17 protein-coding genes are annotated in these 17633 nt (G+C 66.4%); 6 read left to right on the plus strand and 11 right to left on the minus strand.

Annotation, left to right across the window (positions count from 1 at the left end; translation table 11 throughout):
- Positions 1–16 precede the first annotated feature (16 nt).
- Positions 17–1501, plus strand: coding sequence for an exopolyphosphatase (ppx, locus tag DSM104440_RS11710; protein WP_171162813.1), 1485 nt, complete (start codon positions 17–19; stop codon positions 1499–1501).
- 120 nt (positions 1502–1621) lie between these two features.
- On the opposite strand, the gene DSM104440_RS11715 is transcribed toward ppx, so the two are convergent.
- The 5 genes from DSM104440_RS11715 to DSM104440_RS11735 all read right to left on the minus strand — a co-directional run bounded on the left by DSM104440_RS11715 (position 1622) and on the right by DSM104440_RS11735 (position 7095).
- The gene (locus DSM104440_RS11715) at positions 1622–2080 is read right to left on the minus strand and encodes a SixA phosphatase family protein (RefSeq protein ID WP_171162815.1); all 459 of its coding nucleotides are present in this window, start codon (positions 2078–2080) and stop codon (positions 1622–1624) included.
- A gap of 64 nt (positions 2081–2144) precedes the next feature.
- Positions 2145–3056 carry a DMT family transporter gene (locus DSM104440_RS11720; protein WP_171162817.1) on the minus strand — a complete coding sequence of 304 codons (912 nt, stop codon included), beginning with the start codon at positions 3054–3056 and terminating at the stop codon, positions 2145–2147.
- Positions 3057–3063: 7 nt separating this feature from the next.
- Positions 3064–3906, minus strand: a complete 843-nt coding sequence (locus tag DSM104440_RS11725; protein WP_171162819.1) for a phytanoyl-CoA dioxygenase family protein — start codon at positions 3904–3906, stop codon at positions 3064–3066.
- A 13-nt stretch (positions 3907–3919) separates the two neighbouring features.
- Entirely contained in the window at positions 3920–6409 is a 2490-nt protein-coding gene (locus DSM104440_RS11730; protein WP_171162820.1) for an ABC transporter permease, read from the minus strand.
- Positions 6406–7095 (minus strand): ABC transporter ATP-binding protein, encoded by a 690-nt coding sequence (locus DSM104440_RS11735; protein ID WP_171162822.1) that lies wholly within the window; start codon positions 7093–7095, stop codon positions 6406–6408. Before DSM104440_RS11735 ends, DSM104440_RS11730 begins: the two co-directional genes overlap by 4 nt.
- On the opposite strand from DSM104440_RS11735, the gene DSM104440_RS11740 reads away from it, so the two are divergent.
- From DSM104440_RS11740 to DSM104440_RS11750, 3 genes are read left to right on the plus strand one after another with little or no spacing between them, the layout of a single operon-like run.
- Positions 7083–7715, plus strand: a complete 633-nt coding sequence (locus DSM104440_RS11740; RefSeq protein ID WP_171162824.1) for an arylesterase — start codon at positions 7083–7085, stop codon at positions 7713–7715. The genes DSM104440_RS11735 and DSM104440_RS11740 overlap by 13 nt on opposite strands.
- Positions 7712–8791, plus strand: coding sequence for a tRNA 2-selenouridine(34) synthase MnmH (gene mnmH, locus DSM104440_RS11745; RefSeq protein ID WP_212758051.1), 1080 nt, complete (start codon positions 7712–7714; stop codon positions 8789–8791). Before DSM104440_RS11740 ends, mnmH begins: the two co-directional genes overlap by 4 nt.
- A gap of 54 nt (positions 8792–8845) precedes the next feature.
- Entirely contained in the window at positions 8846–10135 is a 1290-nt protein-coding gene (locus DSM104440_RS11750) for a serine/threonine-protein kinase (protein ID WP_171162826.1), read from the plus strand.
- 224 nt (positions 10136–10359) lie between these two features.
- Here the strand turns inward: DSM104440_RS11750 and ispF are convergent, their stop codons facing one another.
- Together ispF and ispD are read right to left on the minus strand one after the other, a co-directional pair.
- Positions 10360–10836: a 2-C-methyl-D-erythritol 2,4-cyclodiphosphate synthase gene (ispF, locus tag DSM104440_RS11755; RefSeq protein WP_171162828.1), complete on the minus strand. Its 477-nt coding sequence runs from the start codon at positions 10834–10836 to the stop codon at positions 10360–10362.
- Positions 10833–11543 (minus strand): 2-C-methyl-D-erythritol 4-phosphate cytidylyltransferase, encoded by a 711-nt coding sequence (ispD, locus tag DSM104440_RS11760; protein WP_171162831.1) that lies wholly within the window; start codon positions 11541–11543, stop codon positions 10833–10835. Before ispD ends, ispF begins: the two co-directional genes overlap by 4 nt.
- A gap of 59 nt (positions 11544–11602) precedes the next feature.
- Here ispD and mltF point away from each other — a divergent pair, with 59 nt between their 5' ends.
- Complete coding sequence (mltF, locus tag DSM104440_RS11765; RefSeq protein WP_171162833.1) at positions 11603–13003, plus strand: membrane-bound lytic murein transglycosylase MltF; 1401 nt, start codon at positions 11603–11605, stop codon at positions 13001–13003.
- On the opposite strand, the gene DSM104440_RS11770 is transcribed toward mltF, so the two are convergent.
- From DSM104440_RS11770 to DSM104440_RS11785, 4 genes are all read right to left on the minus strand, one after another.
- Positions 12946–13599 (minus strand): histidine phosphatase family protein, encoded by a 654-nt coding sequence (locus DSM104440_RS11770; protein WP_171162835.1) that lies wholly within the window; start codon positions 13597–13599, stop codon positions 12946–12948. The two genes, mltF and DSM104440_RS11770, sit on opposite strands and share 58 nt — an antisense overlap.
- A complete protein-coding gene (gene serS, locus DSM104440_RS11775; RefSeq protein WP_171162838.1) occupies positions 13596–14870 on the minus strand; it encodes a serine--tRNA ligase in 1275 nt (424 codons plus the stop codon). Before serS ends, DSM104440_RS11770 begins: the two co-directional genes overlap by 4 nt.
- Positions 14871–14896: 26 nt before the next feature.
- Complete coding sequence (locus tag DSM104440_RS11780) at positions 14897–16213, minus strand: replication-associated recombination protein A (protein WP_171162840.1); 1317 nt, start codon at positions 16211–16213, stop codon at positions 14897–14899.
- 72 nt (positions 16214–16285) lie between these two features.
- Positions 16286–17224 carry a LysR substrate-binding domain-containing protein gene (locus DSM104440_RS11785; protein WP_171162842.1) on the minus strand — a complete coding sequence of 313 codons (939 nt, stop codon included), beginning with the start codon at positions 17222–17224 and terminating at the stop codon, positions 16286–16288.
- A gap of 122 nt (positions 17225–17346) precedes the next feature.
- On the opposite strand from DSM104440_RS11785, the gene DSM104440_RS11790 reads away from it, so the two are divergent.
- The gene (locus DSM104440_RS11790) at positions 17347–17628 is read left to right on the plus strand and encodes a hypothetical protein (protein WP_171162844.1); all 282 of its coding nucleotides are present in this window, start codon (positions 17347–17349) and stop codon (positions 17626–17628) included.
- The last annotated feature ends 5 nt before the right edge of the window (positions 17629–17633 follow it).

A 17633-nucleotide genomic window follows, 5' to 3' on the forward strand; every position in this document is an offset into this window, starting at 1 on the left:
TGGCAAGCTGCGCCCGATGGAATATACCACCCTCGCCGCGGTAGACCTCGGCTCCAACAGCTTCCACATGGCTGTCGGACGGGTGGTGGATGACCAGATCTATCCGCTCGATTCGCTGAAGGAAACCGTGCGGCTCGGCGCGGGCCTCACGTCCGACAAGCGCCTCGACGCCGATGCGCAGGATCGCGCACTCGCCACGTTGCGCCGCTTCCGCGAACGTCTCGCCGGCATGCCGAAGGAATCCGTGCGCGTGGTCGGCACCAACACCTTGCGTGTCGCGAAGAATGCCCGCGAGTTCCTCGCGAAGGCCGAGTCGACGCTCGGTTTCCCCATCGAGATCATCTCCGGCCGCGAGGAGGCACGCCTGATCTACATGGGCGTGGTGCACTCGCTGCCGCTTTCGAGCCAGAACCGGCTCGTGGTGGACATCGGCGGCGGCTCGACCGAATTCATCATCGGCAACAAGATGAAGCCGCGCGTGATGGAAAGCCTCTACATGGGCTGCGTGAGCTACACGCGCCGGTTCTTTCCCGAAGGCAAGGTCGACAAGAAAAGCTTCAAGGCCGCCGAGCTCGCCGCGCGCGAGGAAGTGCAGGCGCTGGTCGAGCGTTTCGAGAAGGAAGGCTGGAAGGAAGCGGTCGGCTCGTCAGGCACGGCGCGCGCGCTGGCGGAAGTGATCACGCTCAACGGGCGCTCGAACGACACGATCACCGCGGGTGGCCTCGCCTGGCTGCGCGAGGAGCTCATCGAATCGGGCGACGTACGCAAGCTCGCGATCGCAGGATTGCGCGACGAACGCATCCCGGTGTTTCCGGGCGGGCTTGCGATCATGTCCGCGGTATTTTCCGAGCTCTCCCTCAAGGAAATGATCGTCGCGGAAGGCGCGCTTCGCCAGGGCGTGCTGTGGGATCTCCTCGGCCGCGTGCATCACCGCGACATCCGCGAGGTCACGATCGAACAGTTCGTGCGCCGCTATCACGTCGATGCGGTGCAGGCCACGCGCGTCGGCTCGCTCGCTCGCGCGCTCTACCGGCAACTCGAACCCGAGCGGACCGAGCGCACCTTCGTCGCGGAAAGCTTCCTCGCGTGGGGCGTGCAGCTCCATGAGATCGGCTTGTCGATCTCGCAGGGCGGATACCACAAGCATTCGGCCTACATCCTCGCCAACGCCGACATGCCCGGCTTCTCGCGGCAGGAACAGGCGTGGCTCGCGAACCTCGTGCTCGCGCAGCGCGGCAAGCTCGCGAAGATGCGCGAGGCCTTCGCGGTGGACGCGGATCTCGCCACCCTCTCCTTCTGCCTCCGGGTCGCGGTGATCCTGCATCGGGCGCGCCGCACGCTGCGCCTGCCGAAGATTTCGGCCTCGCGTCGCGGCAAGACCTTCATCCTCCACGTCGAAGCGAAGTGGCTCGAGGCGCACACGCTCGCGGCGCATGCATTCGAAGCCGAACGCGACGAGTGGGATTCGACGGGATTTGCGTTCGAGGTCGAGGAGAAATAACGGAACTGTCATCCTGAGGAGCGCAGCGACGAAGGACCTGCTGGAGGGGTTGAACAGTACAAATCCGCTGCGCTGTTCAAGCAGGTCCTTCGGGGCGTTCGCCCCTCAGGATGACAGGGATCAGTCGTCGAGCAGATCCGGGTTCAGCACCGCCTTCAGGATGGTCTCCTGCTCGCCGCGGCGATCGCGCGTGGCGAACCACCAGATCGCGCCCTTCTTGATCGACACGTCGCCGACCGCACCGCCGACGAGCTTTGCCGCGATCTGGCCCAGCGTGGGCTGGTGACCGACGACCAGCACCGGCTCCGACGCTGACGGCCAGCCCACTTCGCGCAGCACCACCTGCGGTGTGCTCGAAGGGCCGAGCGCTTCGCGCACATCGAACGGAAGATCGAGTGCCTTCACGGTCTGCAGCGTGCGCTTCGAGGGGCTCACGAGAATCTGCCATTCGCCGGCGAGCAGCGGCCGCAGCCACTGCGCCATGCGCTCGGCCTGCTTCTTCCCGCGCTTCGTGAGCTCGCGCTTGAGGTCGTCCTCGCCGTCTTCCGCTTCTGCGTGCCGCCAGAGAATCAGGTCCATGTGCTTTCCTTGGCCGTGTGGGGCGTGAGGATGCGACACCGCGATGACGCCGCCATGACAGCCCTCACTTTGCGGTGACAGTCGCCGGGCGCCGTCCGCGAGTGGTGAGCGTGATGCCCGCGAGGATCAGCGCGACCCCGGCGAAGTGATAGGCGTACAGCCGCTCCCCGAGGAACAACCACGCAAGCACGACGCCGAACGCGGGCATCAGATGAATGAACATCCCCGCGACGTTCGAGCCGACCTCGGCCACCGCGCGGTTCCAGAAGACGTATCCCACGAACGACGGAAAGATGCCCAGGTACAGGAACGCGCCGATCGTGGCGGGCGTGAGCTCGACGCCGCCTCCCAGGAAGAGCATCTCGAAAGCCGCGAACGGAATCAGCAGGACGACGCCTACGCAAGCGCAGCAAGCGAGGAGTGCGAGCGGCGGCAGGTCCGCAGGCTTGTTGCGCAGGTAGATCGTGTACGCGGCCCAGAACACCATGCCCGCGAGCACGATGAGGTCGCCCTTGTTGAGCGTGAGGCTCGCAAGCACGGACAGGTCGCCGGCGGTGAGGATCGCGAAGATGCCGGTGAGCGACACGACGACGCCCAGGGTTTGGAGACGGGTGATCGTGTCGCGATAGACGAGCCAGCCCAGCACGATGATGCAGATCGGAATGGCGCTGTTGAGGATCACGCCGTTGGTCGCGGTGGTGTACTGCAGGCCCACGTAGGCGAAGGCGTTGTGGAAGCCCGTCCCCCAGAACCCGAGCCACACGATCAGCTTCCAGTTGCGGCGGATCGCGGGCCAGCTCGTGCGGATCGAGGGCCATGCGAACGGGAGCATCACGCTCACGGCCACCGCCCAGCGGATGAAGGTGAGTGTCAGCGGCGTGACGTGACCCACCATCGCGCGGCCCACCACCCAGTTGAGCGACCAGATCAGCGACGTGGAAGTCAGCAGCAGGTAGGGCGAAGCGTGAAACGCCATCCGGTCCCTAGGCCGCGAGGTCGGTCTTCATCGCGGACTCCGGCGTTCCGTCCTTCCACGGCAGCGCGACGTCGTAGTCGCGCAGCAGGCAGTCGTCGGGAAGCATGGCGATGGGCGAGAAGTCGCGGTGCGCGATGTACTCGGGGCGCTTGAAGCGGCGAATGTGGTTCGAGACTGCGCACAGGCTCAGGTACACGCTCACCCGGTGCCACGGCGAAAGATTCGATGTCGACGCATGCACGAGGCACGAGTGGAACAGGATCATCGAGCCCGGCGGGCCCTTGGGCGCGACGATACCGCCGCGATCGACGAGCTTCGTGATGGTTTCGTGATCGATGGTCCAGAGCGGATAGCTGGTCGTCGTGAGGTCGTGGCCCGCATCGAGCACGCCCAGCTTGTGGCTGCCCGGGATGAACATGAGCGGCCCGTTGAATTCGTTCACCTCGTCGAGGAAGATCGCGACGTTCATCGCGCGCGCCTCGGGCATCAGGTCGTCGTTCTTCCACGTGCCGAAGTCCTGGTGCCACTGCCAGACATCGCCGTCGAACGCGGACTTCCCGTTGATCTTGAACTGGTGCATGTAGACCGATTCGCCGAAGAGCTGCATCGCCGGCTCCACCATGCGCGGATGCCGGGCGAGGCGCGCGAACGGCTTGCTGTACATGTGGGCGGCGAAGTTCGTGCGCACGGCCTCGCTCCCCTTCTCGCGCACATTCTCCGGGCGATGCTGCGCGTAGAGCCGCGGCACCTCGTCGGTGAGGACCTTCACCTCTTCCGGTGAGAAGTGCGACGGGAAGAAGAGGTAGCCTTCTCGATCGAACTGGGCGAGTTGCTCTGCTGTGAGCTTCATCGAAGCCTCCCGGTCAGGTCAGCGCGCGAATCGTCTGCAGGGGCGGTGAATGAACGGCGCGGCGCGTGCCAAGCAGGCCCGCGATGGCGACTCCAAGGCCGCCCGCGAAGATGCCGATCAGCGGCACCGTCCACTTGAACTCGTAGGGAACATTCAGCACGCGCTCGGAGAGGACGCTGGTCAGCGCCACGGCACCCGCGGCCGCGATGCAGCCCGCGAGCAGGCCGATGGTGAGGAACTCCGCGAGCTGGAGGATGGTCATCTGCCGGCGGCTCGCCCCGAGCGTGCGCATGATCGCGCCCTCGAAGATGCGCTCGTCCTGCGTGGCGGAGATCGCGGCGAAGAGCACCACGAGGCCCGCGGCGATGGCGAACAGGAAGACGAACTCCACGGCGCGCGTGACCTGCTCGGACACGCGCACCACCTGCTCCATGATCGCCGACATGTCGATCACGCTCACGTTGGGGAAGCGTTGCACGAGGCCGGTCACGACATCGTCGCGCCCCTTGCCCAAATGGAAGCTCGTGATCCAGCTCGAGGGGTATTCCTTCAGCACCGCCGGGTTGGAGATCACGAAGAAGTTGGGCTTGAAGGAATCCCAGTCGACCTTCCGCAGGCTCGTGACCTTGCCGGTGAAGCGCGAACCCGCGACTTCGTAGGTGAGGTCCTCGCCCATCTTGATGTCGAGCGTCTTGGCGATGCCCTCCTCGACCGAGAATTGCGGCTCCTTCGAATCGGGCTTCCAGAGGCTGCCGGAGACGAACACGTTGTCGGCGCGAACCGTGTCGCCGTACGAGAGGTTGAACTCGCGCTCGACGAGGCGCTTGGCGCGATCGTCCTTGTAGTCGGCACCCGTGACCTTGCGATCGCCGATCGCCACCAGCCGCCCGCGGATCATCGGGTAGAGGTCCGGCGTCTTCAGGCCTTGCGATTCGAAGTAGCGCCCGACCTCGGTGAGCTGGTCGGTCTGGATGTTGATCGCGAAGCGGTTGGGCATGTCCGGCGGCGTGGAGCGCTGCCACTTGCCGACGAGCTCGGTGCGCACGAGCGTGAGCATCAGCATTGCCATGATGCCCAGACCCAGCGCCATCACCTGCACGAGGCTGCCTGCGGTGCGGCGGCGCAGGTTCGCAAGGCCGTAGCGCCACGGGCCGCTCGCAGCACCCCGCAGCCGCGCGACCAGGCGGATCATCGCGTAGCCCGCGATCGCGGCCACGAGCAGCGCCGCGCCGAAACCGGCAAGCGCAATGGAACCCATCTTCACGTCGCCCGCCTGCCACACGATCAGGCCGCAGAGCGCGGCGAGACCCAGCAGGAAAGCGGCAAGGCTCAGGGGCTCGGCCGTGGCCATGTCGCGCCGGAGCACGCGCAGCGTGGAGACGTTGCGCAGGCGAAGAAGCGGCGGCAGCGTGAAGCCCAGCAGGAGCACGAAGCCGATCACCGCGCCTTGTATCGCCGGCCTCGGGCCGGGCAACGGCAGTTCCACGTTGAAGAATCCCGTGAGCCATTGCGCGAGGATCGCCTGCGCGCCGTAGCCCGCGAGGCACCCGAGCAGGCAGGCGAGCACGCCGAGCGCGACGAATTGCCACGCGTGGATCGCGAAGAGCGTCGATTGCGTGGCGCCGAGGCAGCGCATCATCGCAGCGCTGTCGGTCTGGCGCTGCGAGAAGCGGCGCGCCGAAAGCGCGACGGCCACCGAGGCGAGCACCACGGACAGGAGCGAGGCGAGGCCGAGGAAGCGCTGCGCCCGTTCGAGGGACACGCGTACTTCGCTCCGCGCATCGCGAACGCCTTCGATGCGCTGGCCGCGCCCGAGCTTGGGCGTCGCCTCGGCACGGAAGCGGTCGATGGCCGCCGGCTCGCCCTTCACCAGGAAGCGATAGGTCACGCGGCTGCCCACCGTGATGAGGCCCGTGGATTGGAGATCCGCGGCATTCATGAGCACGCGCGGCGCGATGCCGAAGTAATCGAGCACGCTGTCGGGCTCGCGCGTGATGATCATCGCGACCTCGAGATTCGTGCGGCCGACCTTCAGGCGGTCGCCCACCTTGAGGTTGAGGCGTCCGACCAGCGGGACGCCGATCCACACGGTGCCGGCCTTCGGACCGCCTTCGATCTCGCGTTCGGGCGCGCCGATCGCGTCGGCCACGCGAATGCGGCCACGAAGCGGAAAGCCATCGGTCGCGGCCTTGATCTCGGCAAGATTGGTCGCGCCTTCGACCTGCACCATGCTCGGGAAGGTGCGCGTCTCGGCGATCGTGAGCTTTTCCTTCTCCGCGGCCGTGCGAAATTCGGGCGCGAGCTCCCGGTCGGAGAGGATCACGAGGTCGCCGCCCAGCAATTCGTTGGCCTGGCGGTCGAGCGCCAGCTGCACGCGGTCGGCGAAGAAGCCGACCGTCGTGACACTGGCCACTGCAATGAAGAGGGCCACCACGAGCACGCGCGATTCGCCCGCCTGCCAGTTGCGGCGCAGGAGCTTCAGGGCGAGCGCGAGGCTCTTCACGCGACTTCCGTGTCCAGCACGCCGGCGGTGATGCGCGCGCGGCGCATGCAGCGCGCCGCGAGGGCTTCGTCGTGGGTGACGAGGACGAGCGTGGTGCCGCGCTCGCGGTTCATCTCGAACAACAGCTCGATGATGTGCTCGCCGGTGGTCGAATCGAGGTTGCCCGTGGGCTCGTCGGCGAAGAGAAGCTTGGGTTCGGTGACGAAGGCGCGGGCCACCGCAACGCGCTGTTGCTCGCCGCCCGAGAGCTGGCGCGGATAGTGACCGACGCGATCGGCGAGACCCACGCGATCGAGCACGGTGCGCGCTCGCGCCGCGGCGTCCTTTCCGCCGGAGAGCTCGAGCGGCAGCATCACGTTTTCCAGCGCGGTGAGCGCGGGGAGAAGCTGGAAGGACTGGAAGACGAAGCCCACCATGCGCCCGCGGAGCTTCGCGCGGCCATCTTCCGAGAGCGCGAAGAGGTCCTCGCCGTCGATCCAGACCTTGCCCGAGGTGGGAACGTCCAGGCCGGCCAGCAGTCCCAGCAGGGTCGACTTACCCGAGCCCGAGGCGCCCAATATCGCGATCGCCTCGCCCGAACGCACCTCGAGATTCGCGCCGCGCACGATCGTGAGCGTGTGATCCGGGGTCGTCACTTGTTTCGTGAGCCCTTCAGCCCGCACAATTCCGTTCGATGATCCGTCCATGCTTTCGCGCCCTGAGCCGGGCCTTTCTCCTTCTTGTGCTCGCCGCGCCCGCCCTGGGTGCGCAGACCGTGCTCGTGTTCGGGGACAGCCTCTCGGCCGCCTATGGACTTGCGCCTTCGCAAGGCTGGGTGGCCCTCCTCGCGAAGAAACTGGCCGCCGCCACGCCCGCGTGGAACGTGGTGAATGCGAGCGTTTCGGGTGAAACCACCGCCGGCGGATTGCGGCGGCTGCCCGAGGACCTGAAGCGACACAAACCCGACGTGGTCGTGATCGCGCTCGGTGCCAACGACGCGCTGCGCGGCCAACCGCTTGCCGCCGCGCGCGCCAACCTCGAACAGATGATTCGGCTTGCCCGGCAGGCACGGGCCGAGCCCGTGCTCGTGGGCCTCATGATTCCTCCGAATTATGGCATCGATTATGCGCGTGAGTTCCAGGAGCTCTTCGGAGGTGTGGCGAAGAAGGAGAAGGTGCCGCTCGTGCCTTTCCTCCTCGAAGGCGTGGCGGACAAGAGCGAGCTCTTCCTTCCCGACCAGCTGCATCCGAACGCGCAAGCGCAGGCACGCATCCTCGACAACGTCTGGCCCGTCGTCGCGCCTGTCCTCAAGAAGCGCAAGCCGTGAGCGAGTTTCCCTTCGTTCGCGAGCGGCCCGCGGGCAGCGTCGCGACCCCGCTCACGCTCGCCGACCTGGCCGGTTATGACGCGATCCTCGATGCGCGCAGCCCCGGCGAATTTGCCGAGGACCACCTGCCCGGCGCGGTGAACTGCCCGGTGCTCGACGACGAGGAGCGTGCGATCGTCGGCACCGCGTTCAAGCAGCAAGGCGCCTTCGAAGCGCGTCGCATCGGCGCGCCGATCGTGGCCCGCAACATCGCGCGCCATCTCGAGACCACGCTCGCGAACCACCCCGACCGCTGGCGGCCGCTCGTCTATTGCTGGCGCGGCGGCGGGCGATCGCTGGCCCTTGCGTACATGCTGCGCCAGGTCGGCTGGGACGCGATGAAGCTCGACGGCGGCTACAAGGCCTTCCGCAAGCAGGTGTCCGGCGAGCTCGAAACGCTGCCCAGCGGCTTTCGCTACCACGTGGTGTGCGGCGCGACGGGCTCGGGCAAGAGCCGCCTGCTCGAAGCGCTCGCGGAAACCGGCGCGCAAGTGCTCGACCTCGAAATGCTCGCGGCCCATCGCGGCTCGGTACTCGGCGATCTCCCCGACGCGCCCCAACCGTCGCAGAAGGCGTTCGAAACCGCGATCTGGAAGGCCCTTTCCACCTACGATCCCGCTCGCCCGGTATTCGTGGAGGCGGAGAGCAAGAAGGTGGGCAACCTGCGCGTGCCCGAAGCCCTCATGGAGCGGATGCGCGAAGGCAAGTGCTATCGCCTCGAGATCGACGTCGCGCAGCGCATCGAGCTGCTGCTCGACGATTACGCCCATTTCGTCGCGCGGCCCGAGTCCCTCCTCGAGCGCATCGAGTGCCTGCGGTCGCTCCACGGCGCCGAAGCGATCGACCGCTGGAGCGAAAGCGTGCGTGTAGGAGCATGGCGGCCGCTCGTCTCGGATCTGCTGGAAAACCACTACGATCCGGCGTACCGCCGCTCGATGTTCCGCAACTACAAGGACGCGCAAAACGCCGTCATCGTGACTGTTCCGGACGCTTCCCGCGAAGGGTTTCTCCAATTGGCGCGACAGTGGCCGTGTTAATCCGCTAAACTCCGGCAAAACAACGACTTCCGCGTAAAGCGCCCGATCTCATCCGTGTCCGAGCGTCCCCATAAGCTAGGCAAGTACAACCTCCTCTCGGAGATCGGGCACGGCGCGTCCGCGGTCGTGTATCTCGCCGAGGATCCGTTCAACGACCGCAAGGTCGCGTTGAAGCTCGCGAAGAGCGACGCGGACATGGGCGAGGAAGAAGCCAAGCGCTTCGAGAAGCTCTTCCTCAACGAAGCCTCGCTCGCCGGCAAGCTCAACCACCCGAACATCGTGGGCGTCTACGACGCGGTCGTGGACGAGACCGACCGCTACATCGTCATGGAGTACGTGACGGGCGGCTCGCTCAAGAAGTACTGCACGGAAACCAACCTGCTGCCCGTGCGCCAGGCCGTGCTCGTGATCTTCAAGCTGTGCCGCGCGCTCGACTACGCCTTCCAGAACGGCGTGATCCACCGCGACATCAAGCCGGCGAACATCCTCCTGTCCGATCGCGACGAGATCAAGATCAGCGACTTCGGCACGGCGAAGATCTCGCACGCGACCCACACGCAGATCGACGGCTTCCTCGGCTCGCCTGCGTACATGTCGCCCGAGCAGATCAACGAGGAAGGCCCGAGCGTCCAGTCCGACATCTACTCGCTGGGCGTCGTGATGTACGAACTGCTCACGGGGCGCCTCCCGCACCGCGCCGAAAACTCGGTGCAGATGATCAACAAGATCCTCAACGACGATCCCACGCCGCTCGAGACCATCCGGCCCGATCTTCCCGAGAGGCTCATCGAGATCACGAAGAAGGCGATGCACAAGGACCCGAAGGTCCGCTACGCCACGTGGTTCGAGATGGCGACCGAGCTCGCCAACACCTTCCCGCAGCTCGAGAAGTACTCCACCGAGATCAGCTCGACCGAGAAGTTCAATCGCCTGCGTTCGCTGCCGTTCTTCCGCGAGTTCCGCGATGCCGAGCTCTGGGAAGTGCTGCGCGGCGCCGTGTGGGAGACGCATGGCCGCGACGAGAACCTGCTGATCGAAGGCGAGATCGGCCAGGCGTTCTTCATCGTGGTCGGCGGGCAGGTGAAGGTCGTCAAGGACTCCAAGCTCCTCAACGTCCTCAAGGAAGGCGATTGCTTCGGCGAGATGGCCTACCTGTCAGGCGATCGCGCCCGGCGTTCGGCCTCGATCATCTCCGTGTCCGAAGTCCACCTGCTCAAGATCCAGGCCACGCAGCTCGAGGCGCTCTCGGATGGCTGCCAGCTGCGATTCAACCGCGAGTTCCTGCGGACGCTGATCGAGCGGTTGACGTGGACCTCGAGCGTGCTGGCGCAGTTCCGGCGCTAAGCGCGCCTCGCGGCGCGAACCGACGGCATTGGAACCGCCGATGAACGCCGATTCAACGCCGATTGCCGCCGATAGAGTCTGAGAGAGGATTCGCGGTGGATCCCGGCAACTCGATGCTGCGCGCCCTAGGGCAAGCCCACACGACACTCATCCGCGGCAATCGGCGTTGAATCGGCGTTCATCGGCGGTTCCAAAGCCTTTCGCTCACTGAACTCGCCAGCGCTTCAACCTTCGAGCCCGGCAATCGCCTGCGCCGCAATTCCCTCGCCCCGCCCTGTAAATCCCAGCTTTTCCGTCGTCGTCGCCTTCACGTTCACGGCACCCGCATCCACGCCCAGGTCGGCGGCGATGTTCGCGACCATCTGCGCGATGTGCGGCGCCATGCGCGGAGCTTCGGCGATGATCGTGGCGTCCACGTTGCCTACGGCGTAGCCCTTCGATTTCACGAGCGCGGCGACGTGGCGCAGCAGCTCGCGGCTGTCGATGCCCTTGTACTTCGGATCGGAATCGGGGAAGTGCTTGCCGATATCGCCGAGGGCCGCCGCGCCCAGCAACGCATCGCAGATCGCGTGCAGCAGCACGTCGGCATCGCTGTGGCCGAGCAATCCCTTGTCGAAGGGAATCGTCACGCCGCCGATCACGAGCTTGCGGCCGGCGACCAGCTGGTGCACGTCGAAGCCCTGCCCCACGCGAATGCTCATTCCATCCTCGCTGCTTCCACCGCGCGGCGCCGCTCGAGGATCATCTCCGCGAGCGCGACGTCTTCGGCGAACGTGACCTTGATGTTCTGGTTGGCGCCCTGCACGAGCCTCGGGGCGTGGCCGAGGGACTCCACGGCCTGGGCTTCATCGGTGGCGTCGGGCCGGCGGTCGAGCCCGCGCGCGAGGGCGTCGAAGCGGAACATCTGCGGCGTTTGCGCGCGCCACAAACGCGCACGGGGAATGGTTTCCTCGACGCGCATCGTGTCCTCGGCGCGCTTCAACGTATCGGCCAGCGGCATCGCGAGCAGCCCGCCGATGGGATCGTCGCCGACTTCATCGAGGAACTGCTCGACCAGCGAGCGCGGAATGCAGGGGCGCGCGGCATCGTGCACGAGGATCCAGTCGTCCTTCGCCACGCGCCCTTCCAGGTGCCGGAGGGTGTTTCGCACGCTGGCACCGCGGTTGGGACCGCCGGTGAAGGTCGCCTCGATCTTTTCGGGGAATGCGCTCCAGTCGTGCTCGCTCCAGTGGCGATCGAGCGGCGAAAGGATGACGAGGACGGATTCGATGCGGGGCACGCTCGCGAGCGTCTCGACGCAATGGAACATCATGGGCTTGCCCGCGAGGGGCAGGTACTGCTTGGGCACGGCATCCCCGATGCGCGTGCCCTGCCCTGCGGCGGGCACGAGTGCGAAGATCTTTGGCATGTCTGCGGGCGATTATCACCGATTTCGCGTTGTTACCCGGTCGGGCTGATAATCCGGCCATGGCCAGGATCCTTCTCTGCCTCGTCCTGCTTTGCGCGGGTTGCGACATGGGATCGAAGCCCGTCGCGCCGATCGAGGAGCGCGGCGCGCTCGTCGTGCTCACCATCAATGGGCCGGAAACGTATTTCGAGGACGCCCAGGGCCATCCTTCCGGCTTCGAACACGACCTCGTGGTGCTCTTCGCGAAGGAGCTCGGCACGAAGGTCGAGTTCATCACGACCGACAGCCCCTCGAAGGTCGAGGCCGCCATCAAGAGAGGCACCGCGCACCTTGCGGCCGCGGCCCTCGTGCGCCGCCTCGACTTTCCCGGCGGCATCACGTGGGGTCCTACGTACCTCACGCTCAAGCACCAGATCGTCTATCGCGCCGCGGATCCGAAACCGAAGGCGCTCCCCGACATCTCCGGCAAGCGCGTCGGTGTCGTCGAGGAATCGCAGGCCGATGCACTGCTGTCGGAGCCACCCAAGCTCGCGGTGCCCATCGAGCGCATGCCGCCGGGGACCACGACGATGGAGCTGCTCGCGAGCGTGGCCGAGGGAAAGCTCGACTACGCGCTCGTCGAATCGAACCGTTTCACGCTCGCGCGCAAGCATTTCCCGCAGCTCGATCTCGCCTTCGACCTGGGCAAGCCCGAGCAATACGCGTGGCTCGTCTCGACCGTGGACAAGAAGCGCATCGTCGATGCCGCCAAGCCCTTCTTCGAACGCATCACGAAGGACGGAACGCTCACGCGCCTCGTGGATCGGTACTACGGACACGCCGTGCGGATCTCGGCGATCGACTCGGGCACGCTGCTCGAACGAATCCAGACCATGCTTCCCAGCCTGAAGCCGGCTTTCATCGCGGCCGAGGTGGCCACAGGCGTGGATTGGCGGCTGCTCGCGGCGGTCGGCTACCAGGAGTCGCACTGGGACGCGAGCGCGACTTCACCGACGGGCGTGCGCGGGCTGATGATGCTCACGGAAGAAACGGCCCTGCGCCTCAAGGTGAAGGACCGCCTCAGCGCGTCCGAGAGCATCCTGGGCGGTGCGCGCTATCTGGCACTCCTCAAGGAAACGCTGCCGCCGCGCATCGTCGAACCCGACCGCACGTTCCTGGCACTCGCCGCGTACAACCTGGGCATCGGCCATCTCGAGGACGCGCGCATCCTCGCGCAGCGCTCGGGACTGAGCCCGGACCAATGGCATGACGTGAAGCAGGTGATCCGCCGGCTCGCCGATCCGGCGGTGTACCACACGCTCAAGCACGGATTCGCGCGCGGCCACGAGGGCCTGCAGTTCGTGGACAACGTCCGCAACTACCTGGACATCCTCGACCGCATCGAGCCGCGCGTCGCGAACGTTCAGAGCGTTTCGCGCGAACCCTCGCCCGACAAGAGCGCCCCGCCGGTCGCGAGGTGATTGATGTCGCCCCAGTTTTCGACCGTCCACTGGCCGGCCTCGAAGGCGAGCGCGTTGAACGCGGCATTGGGCATGGGGATGCGATGCGGCACCGATACCGCGATGCCGTGGACCAGGCGAAAGAGCGACGCGAGCACGCCGCCGTGCGACACGACCGCGATGCGCTCTCCCGGATGCTCGCGCGCGAGCGCCTCGAACGCCGACTGCACGCGATCGTAGAACTGCCGCCGGCTTTCGCCGCCGGGAACCACGTAGTCGGGATCGGTCACGCGCACGCTCGAGAACACCTCGGGGAATTCGTGGTCGAGCTCGCCGTAGGTCAGGCCCTCGGCCGTGCCATAGCAGCGTTCCCTCAGCCGCGCGTCGCCCTGCACCGCATGACCCGTGCGGGCGGCGATGATTCGTGCGGTCTCATGGGCGCGGCCCAGGTCGCTCGCGACGAGGCGGTCGAAGCGCTCGAGGACCATGCGCTGCGCGAGCGCCTCGGCTTGCACCAGCCCGCGCGGCGTGAGCGCCGAATCCTGGTGACCCTGGATGCGCGAGGCGACGTTCCATTCCGTCTCGCCGTGGCGCAGGACGATGAAACGCGCGTTCACGCCTTCTCGAGACGCGTAGTCCCGTTCATGTAGGGCGCGAGCGCGGAAGGCACGCTCACCGAGCCGTCGGCGTTCTGGTAGTTCTCCAGGATGGCGACCAGCGTGCGGCCGATCGCGAGACCCGAGCCGTTGATCGTGTGCACGGGTTCGGTCTTGCCCTTGTCGTTCTTGAAGCGCGCCTGCATGCGCCGCGCCTGGAAGCCTTCGTAGTTCGAGCAGGACGAAATCTCGCGATAGGCGTTCTGCGCCGGCAACCAGACCTCGAGGTCGTAGGTGCGCGCGCTCGCGAAGCCCGTGTCGCCCGTGCACAACAGCATCACGCGGTACGGCAGCTCGAGCTTCTTCAGGATGGCTTCGGCGTGCGAGGTGAGCTCCTCGTGCGCCTGCACGGATTGGTCTGGATGCACGATCTGCACGAGCTCGACCTTGTCGAACTGGTGCTGGCGGATCATGCCGCGCGTGTCCTTGCCGTAGCTCCCCGCCTCGCTGCGAAAGCACGGGCTGTGGCACGCGAACTTGAGCGGCAGCTCCTTCGCTTCCACGATCGTGTCGCGCATGAAGTTCGTGACCGGATACTCCGACGTGGGAATGAGGTAGAGGTCGCGCCCTTCGATCTTGAAGAGGTCTTCCTTGAACTTCGCGAGGCTGGAGACGCCGTCGGCGCACTCCCCGGTCACCATGTACGGGGCATAGACCTCGGTGTAGCCGTGCTCCTGCGTCTGCACGTCGAGCATGAATTGCCCGAGCGCGCGGTGCAGGCGTGCGACCCCACCCTTCAGCACGGTGAAGCGCGCACCCGAGAGCTTGGCCGCCGTATCGAAGTCGAGGCCCCCCAGGGCAGCGCCGACATCCACGTGGTCCTTCACCGCGAAATCGAACGTGCGCGGCGTGCCGCCGCGGCGCTGCTCGACGTTGTCGTCGCTCGACTTGCCGTCCGGAACGTCAGCGCGCGGGACGTTGGGAATCACCCGCAGGAAGGCAGTGAGGCTCTCCTGCAGCGCCGCGAGCCGCACCTCGTTGGCCTTGAGCTCATCGCCCAGGCCGCCGACCTCGGCCATCACGGCCGAGGCGTCCTCGCCCTTGCCCTTCAGTGCGCCGATCTGCTTGGAGAGCGAATTGCGCTTTGCCTGCAGCTCCTCGGTACGCGACTGGAGCGTGCGGCGCTCGTCCTCGAGCACGCGAAAGCCCGCTTCGTCGAATTCGACACCACGGCGTTTCAGGCCCGCGACAACGGCGGGAAGGTCCTTGCGAAGGGTCTGGATATCGAGCATCGGAAAAACCGGAGGGGCAAAGCGGCCTATTTTCCCTTTTTCCGCGCTTGCGCGTCCAGCGCCCTCAGGTGCTCGAGCTTTTCGCGGATCTTGGCCTCGAGCCCGCGGTCCGTCGGCCGGTACCAATTGGGCTTGTCCATGCCCTCGGGGAGGTAGTTCTCGCCCGCGGCGTAGCCCTCGTTCTCGTCGTGCGCGTAGCGATAGTTGTCGCCATAGCCCAGGTTCTTCATGAGCTTGGTCGGCGCGTTGCGGATGTGCATCGGGACCGGGCGCGTTCCATCCTTGGCGATGAAGTCGCGCACGGCGCCGTACGCGAGGTAGGCCGCGTTCGACTTGGCGGCAACCGCGAGATAGAGCACGCATTCGGCAAGGGCGAGTTCCCCTTCGGGCGAACCGAGGCGCTCGTAGACCTCCGCGGCGTTGAGGGCGACCTCAAGCGCGCGCGGATCGGCGAGGCCGATGTCCTCGCTCGCCATGCGGATCATGCGGCGGGCCATGTAGCGCGGATCGGCGCCGCCATCGAGCATCCGCACCAGCCAATACAGGGATGCATCCGGATCGCTGCCGCGCACCGCCTTGTGGAGTGCCGAGATCTGGTCGTAGAAGTTCTCGCCGCCCTTGTCGAAGCGGCGGCCGGCGCGCTGCGCGATCGTATCGACGTAATCGACGTCGGCACCGTGGCGCCCCTCGAGGCGCGCGGCCTGCGCCACCTGCTCGACAAGGTTCAACGCCCGGCGGCCGTCGCCATCGGCGAACTCGGCGATGCGCTTCCTCGCTTCCGACGTCGCATCCACCTTCTCGGCTTCGAAGCCGCGTTCGATCAGGGCGTCGAGGTCTTCGGTGCCCAGGCTTTCGAGGACGTAGACCTGGGCGCGCGACAGCAACGCGCCGATCACCTCGAAGGACGGGTTCTCGGTGGTCGCGCCGATGAAGGTGAAGAGTCCCGACTCCACGTGCGGCAGGAATGCATCCTGCTGCGCCTTGTTGAAGCGGTGCACTTCATCGACGAAGAGGATCGTCGCCTTGCCGTACTGCTCGCGGGTGATGCGGGCGCGCTCCACGGCATCGCGGATTTCCTTCACGCCGGAGAGGACGGCGGAAATGGCGATGAACTCGGAGTTGAAGACGTGCGCCATGAGGCGGGCGAGCGTGGTCTTGCCCACGCCCGGCGGGCCCCAGAGGATCATCGAATGCGGCCGGCCCGAATGCAGCGCGATCCACAGGGGCTTGCTCTCACCCAGCAGGTGGCGCTGGCCGACGACGTCCTCGACGCGCTGCGGCCGCAGGCGTTCGGCGAGCGGCACATGCGCCGCCCCGGATTCGTTGAAGAGATCGCGTTCCACCACCGTATTGTATGGAAATAGAGGGGTCAGACCACTCTATCGTCGCTTCACCGATAGAGTGGTCTGACCCCTCTATTTCCAGTACTTCTTGAGGGCGGTGGGCAGCAGCCGCAGCATCCCCGGCTCCGCCTCGTCATGCAGGAACTGCTCGAAGGCCAGGGCGACGGGCGGCAGGCGCTTGCCCTTGCGGTGCACGCAGTACCAGGGACGGCGGATGGGGAAGTCGACGACATCGAGCACGACGAGGCGCTTGGCCTCGACTTCCAGGCCGATGGCGTGCGCGGACATGAAGGCGATGCCGAAGCCGGCCGAGACCGCCTGCTTGAGGGTTTCGTTGCTCGCGGCCTCGATGACGATGTGCGGCTTCATCCGCGCGCGGCGCATGGCCTCGTCCATCACCACCCGCGTGAGCGAGCCCTGCTCGCGGGCGAGGTACGGTTCCTTGGCGAGTGCGGAGAGCGGCACCTTGCGTGCGCCCGCGAGACGGTGGCTCGGCGAGGCGATCACGACGATGGGATGCGTGGCGAAACCCTTCGCGTTGAACTCGCTGCCTTCCGGTGGCAATCCCATGATCCCGAGATCGACCTGGTTGCGGTCGAGCCGCTGCAGCAGCTCCTCGCGGTTGCACACCGAGAGCGAGACCGCTACGCGTTCGTGCCGTTCGCAGAACGTGCTGAGCAGCGTCGGGAAGAAATAGTCGCCGGCGCTGATCACGCCCACGTTCAGCAGCCCGCCCTCCACGCCACGTTGCGCCCCGAGCTCTTCTTCAAGCGCGCGCAGCTGATCGAGGATCGCGGTGCTGGCGCGGCGCATCGCCTCGCCGGCGGGCGTGAGGTACACGCGCTTTCCCAGGCGCTCGAAGAGCGCGACGCCCGCATGCCGCTCGAGCTCGGCGATCTGCAGCGAGACGGCGGGCGCGGTGAGGTGAAGCTCCGCGGCGGCGCGCGAAAACGAGAGGTGGCCCGCGGCGACGGCGAACACGCGGAGCTGGCGAAGGGTGGCTGAGCGCATGGCCGGTAGGTTAGCAAAAACTTACCGCAAGGCAAAGAAACTTTAACTATTCCTAAGCTACCACCCGGACTAGGATCAAGTCGTCGCGGGACGAAGAGTCCGCGCAATGCGAGGAGTGACCGATGGAAATGACTCTCCCCAATACCGAGCGCAAGGCCGTCGACGCCACGGCCCTCGCCCAGGCGCTATCCACGTTCGGGCTGCTCTACGGATCGCGCGACGCCCTGCATGGCGCGGTGGCCGATGCCGCCGACGAAGCCGACGCGGTGCGCAAGTTCATCCGCCGCGAGAAACCCCACCTGCTCGCCTCCTACGACCTCGATGCCCTGGTCGCCATGGTCCTCGCCGCGCGACAGGGAAACCTGAGCGCGCCCGCGTCGATCGAACAGTACGACCCCGCCTGACCGGC

Origin of the sequence: Usitatibacter palustris (assembly GCF_013003985.1) — a bacterium.
Classification (GTDB): domain Bacteria; phylum Pseudomonadota; class Gammaproteobacteria; order Burkholderiales; family Usitatibacteraceae; genus Usitatibacter; species Usitatibacter palustris.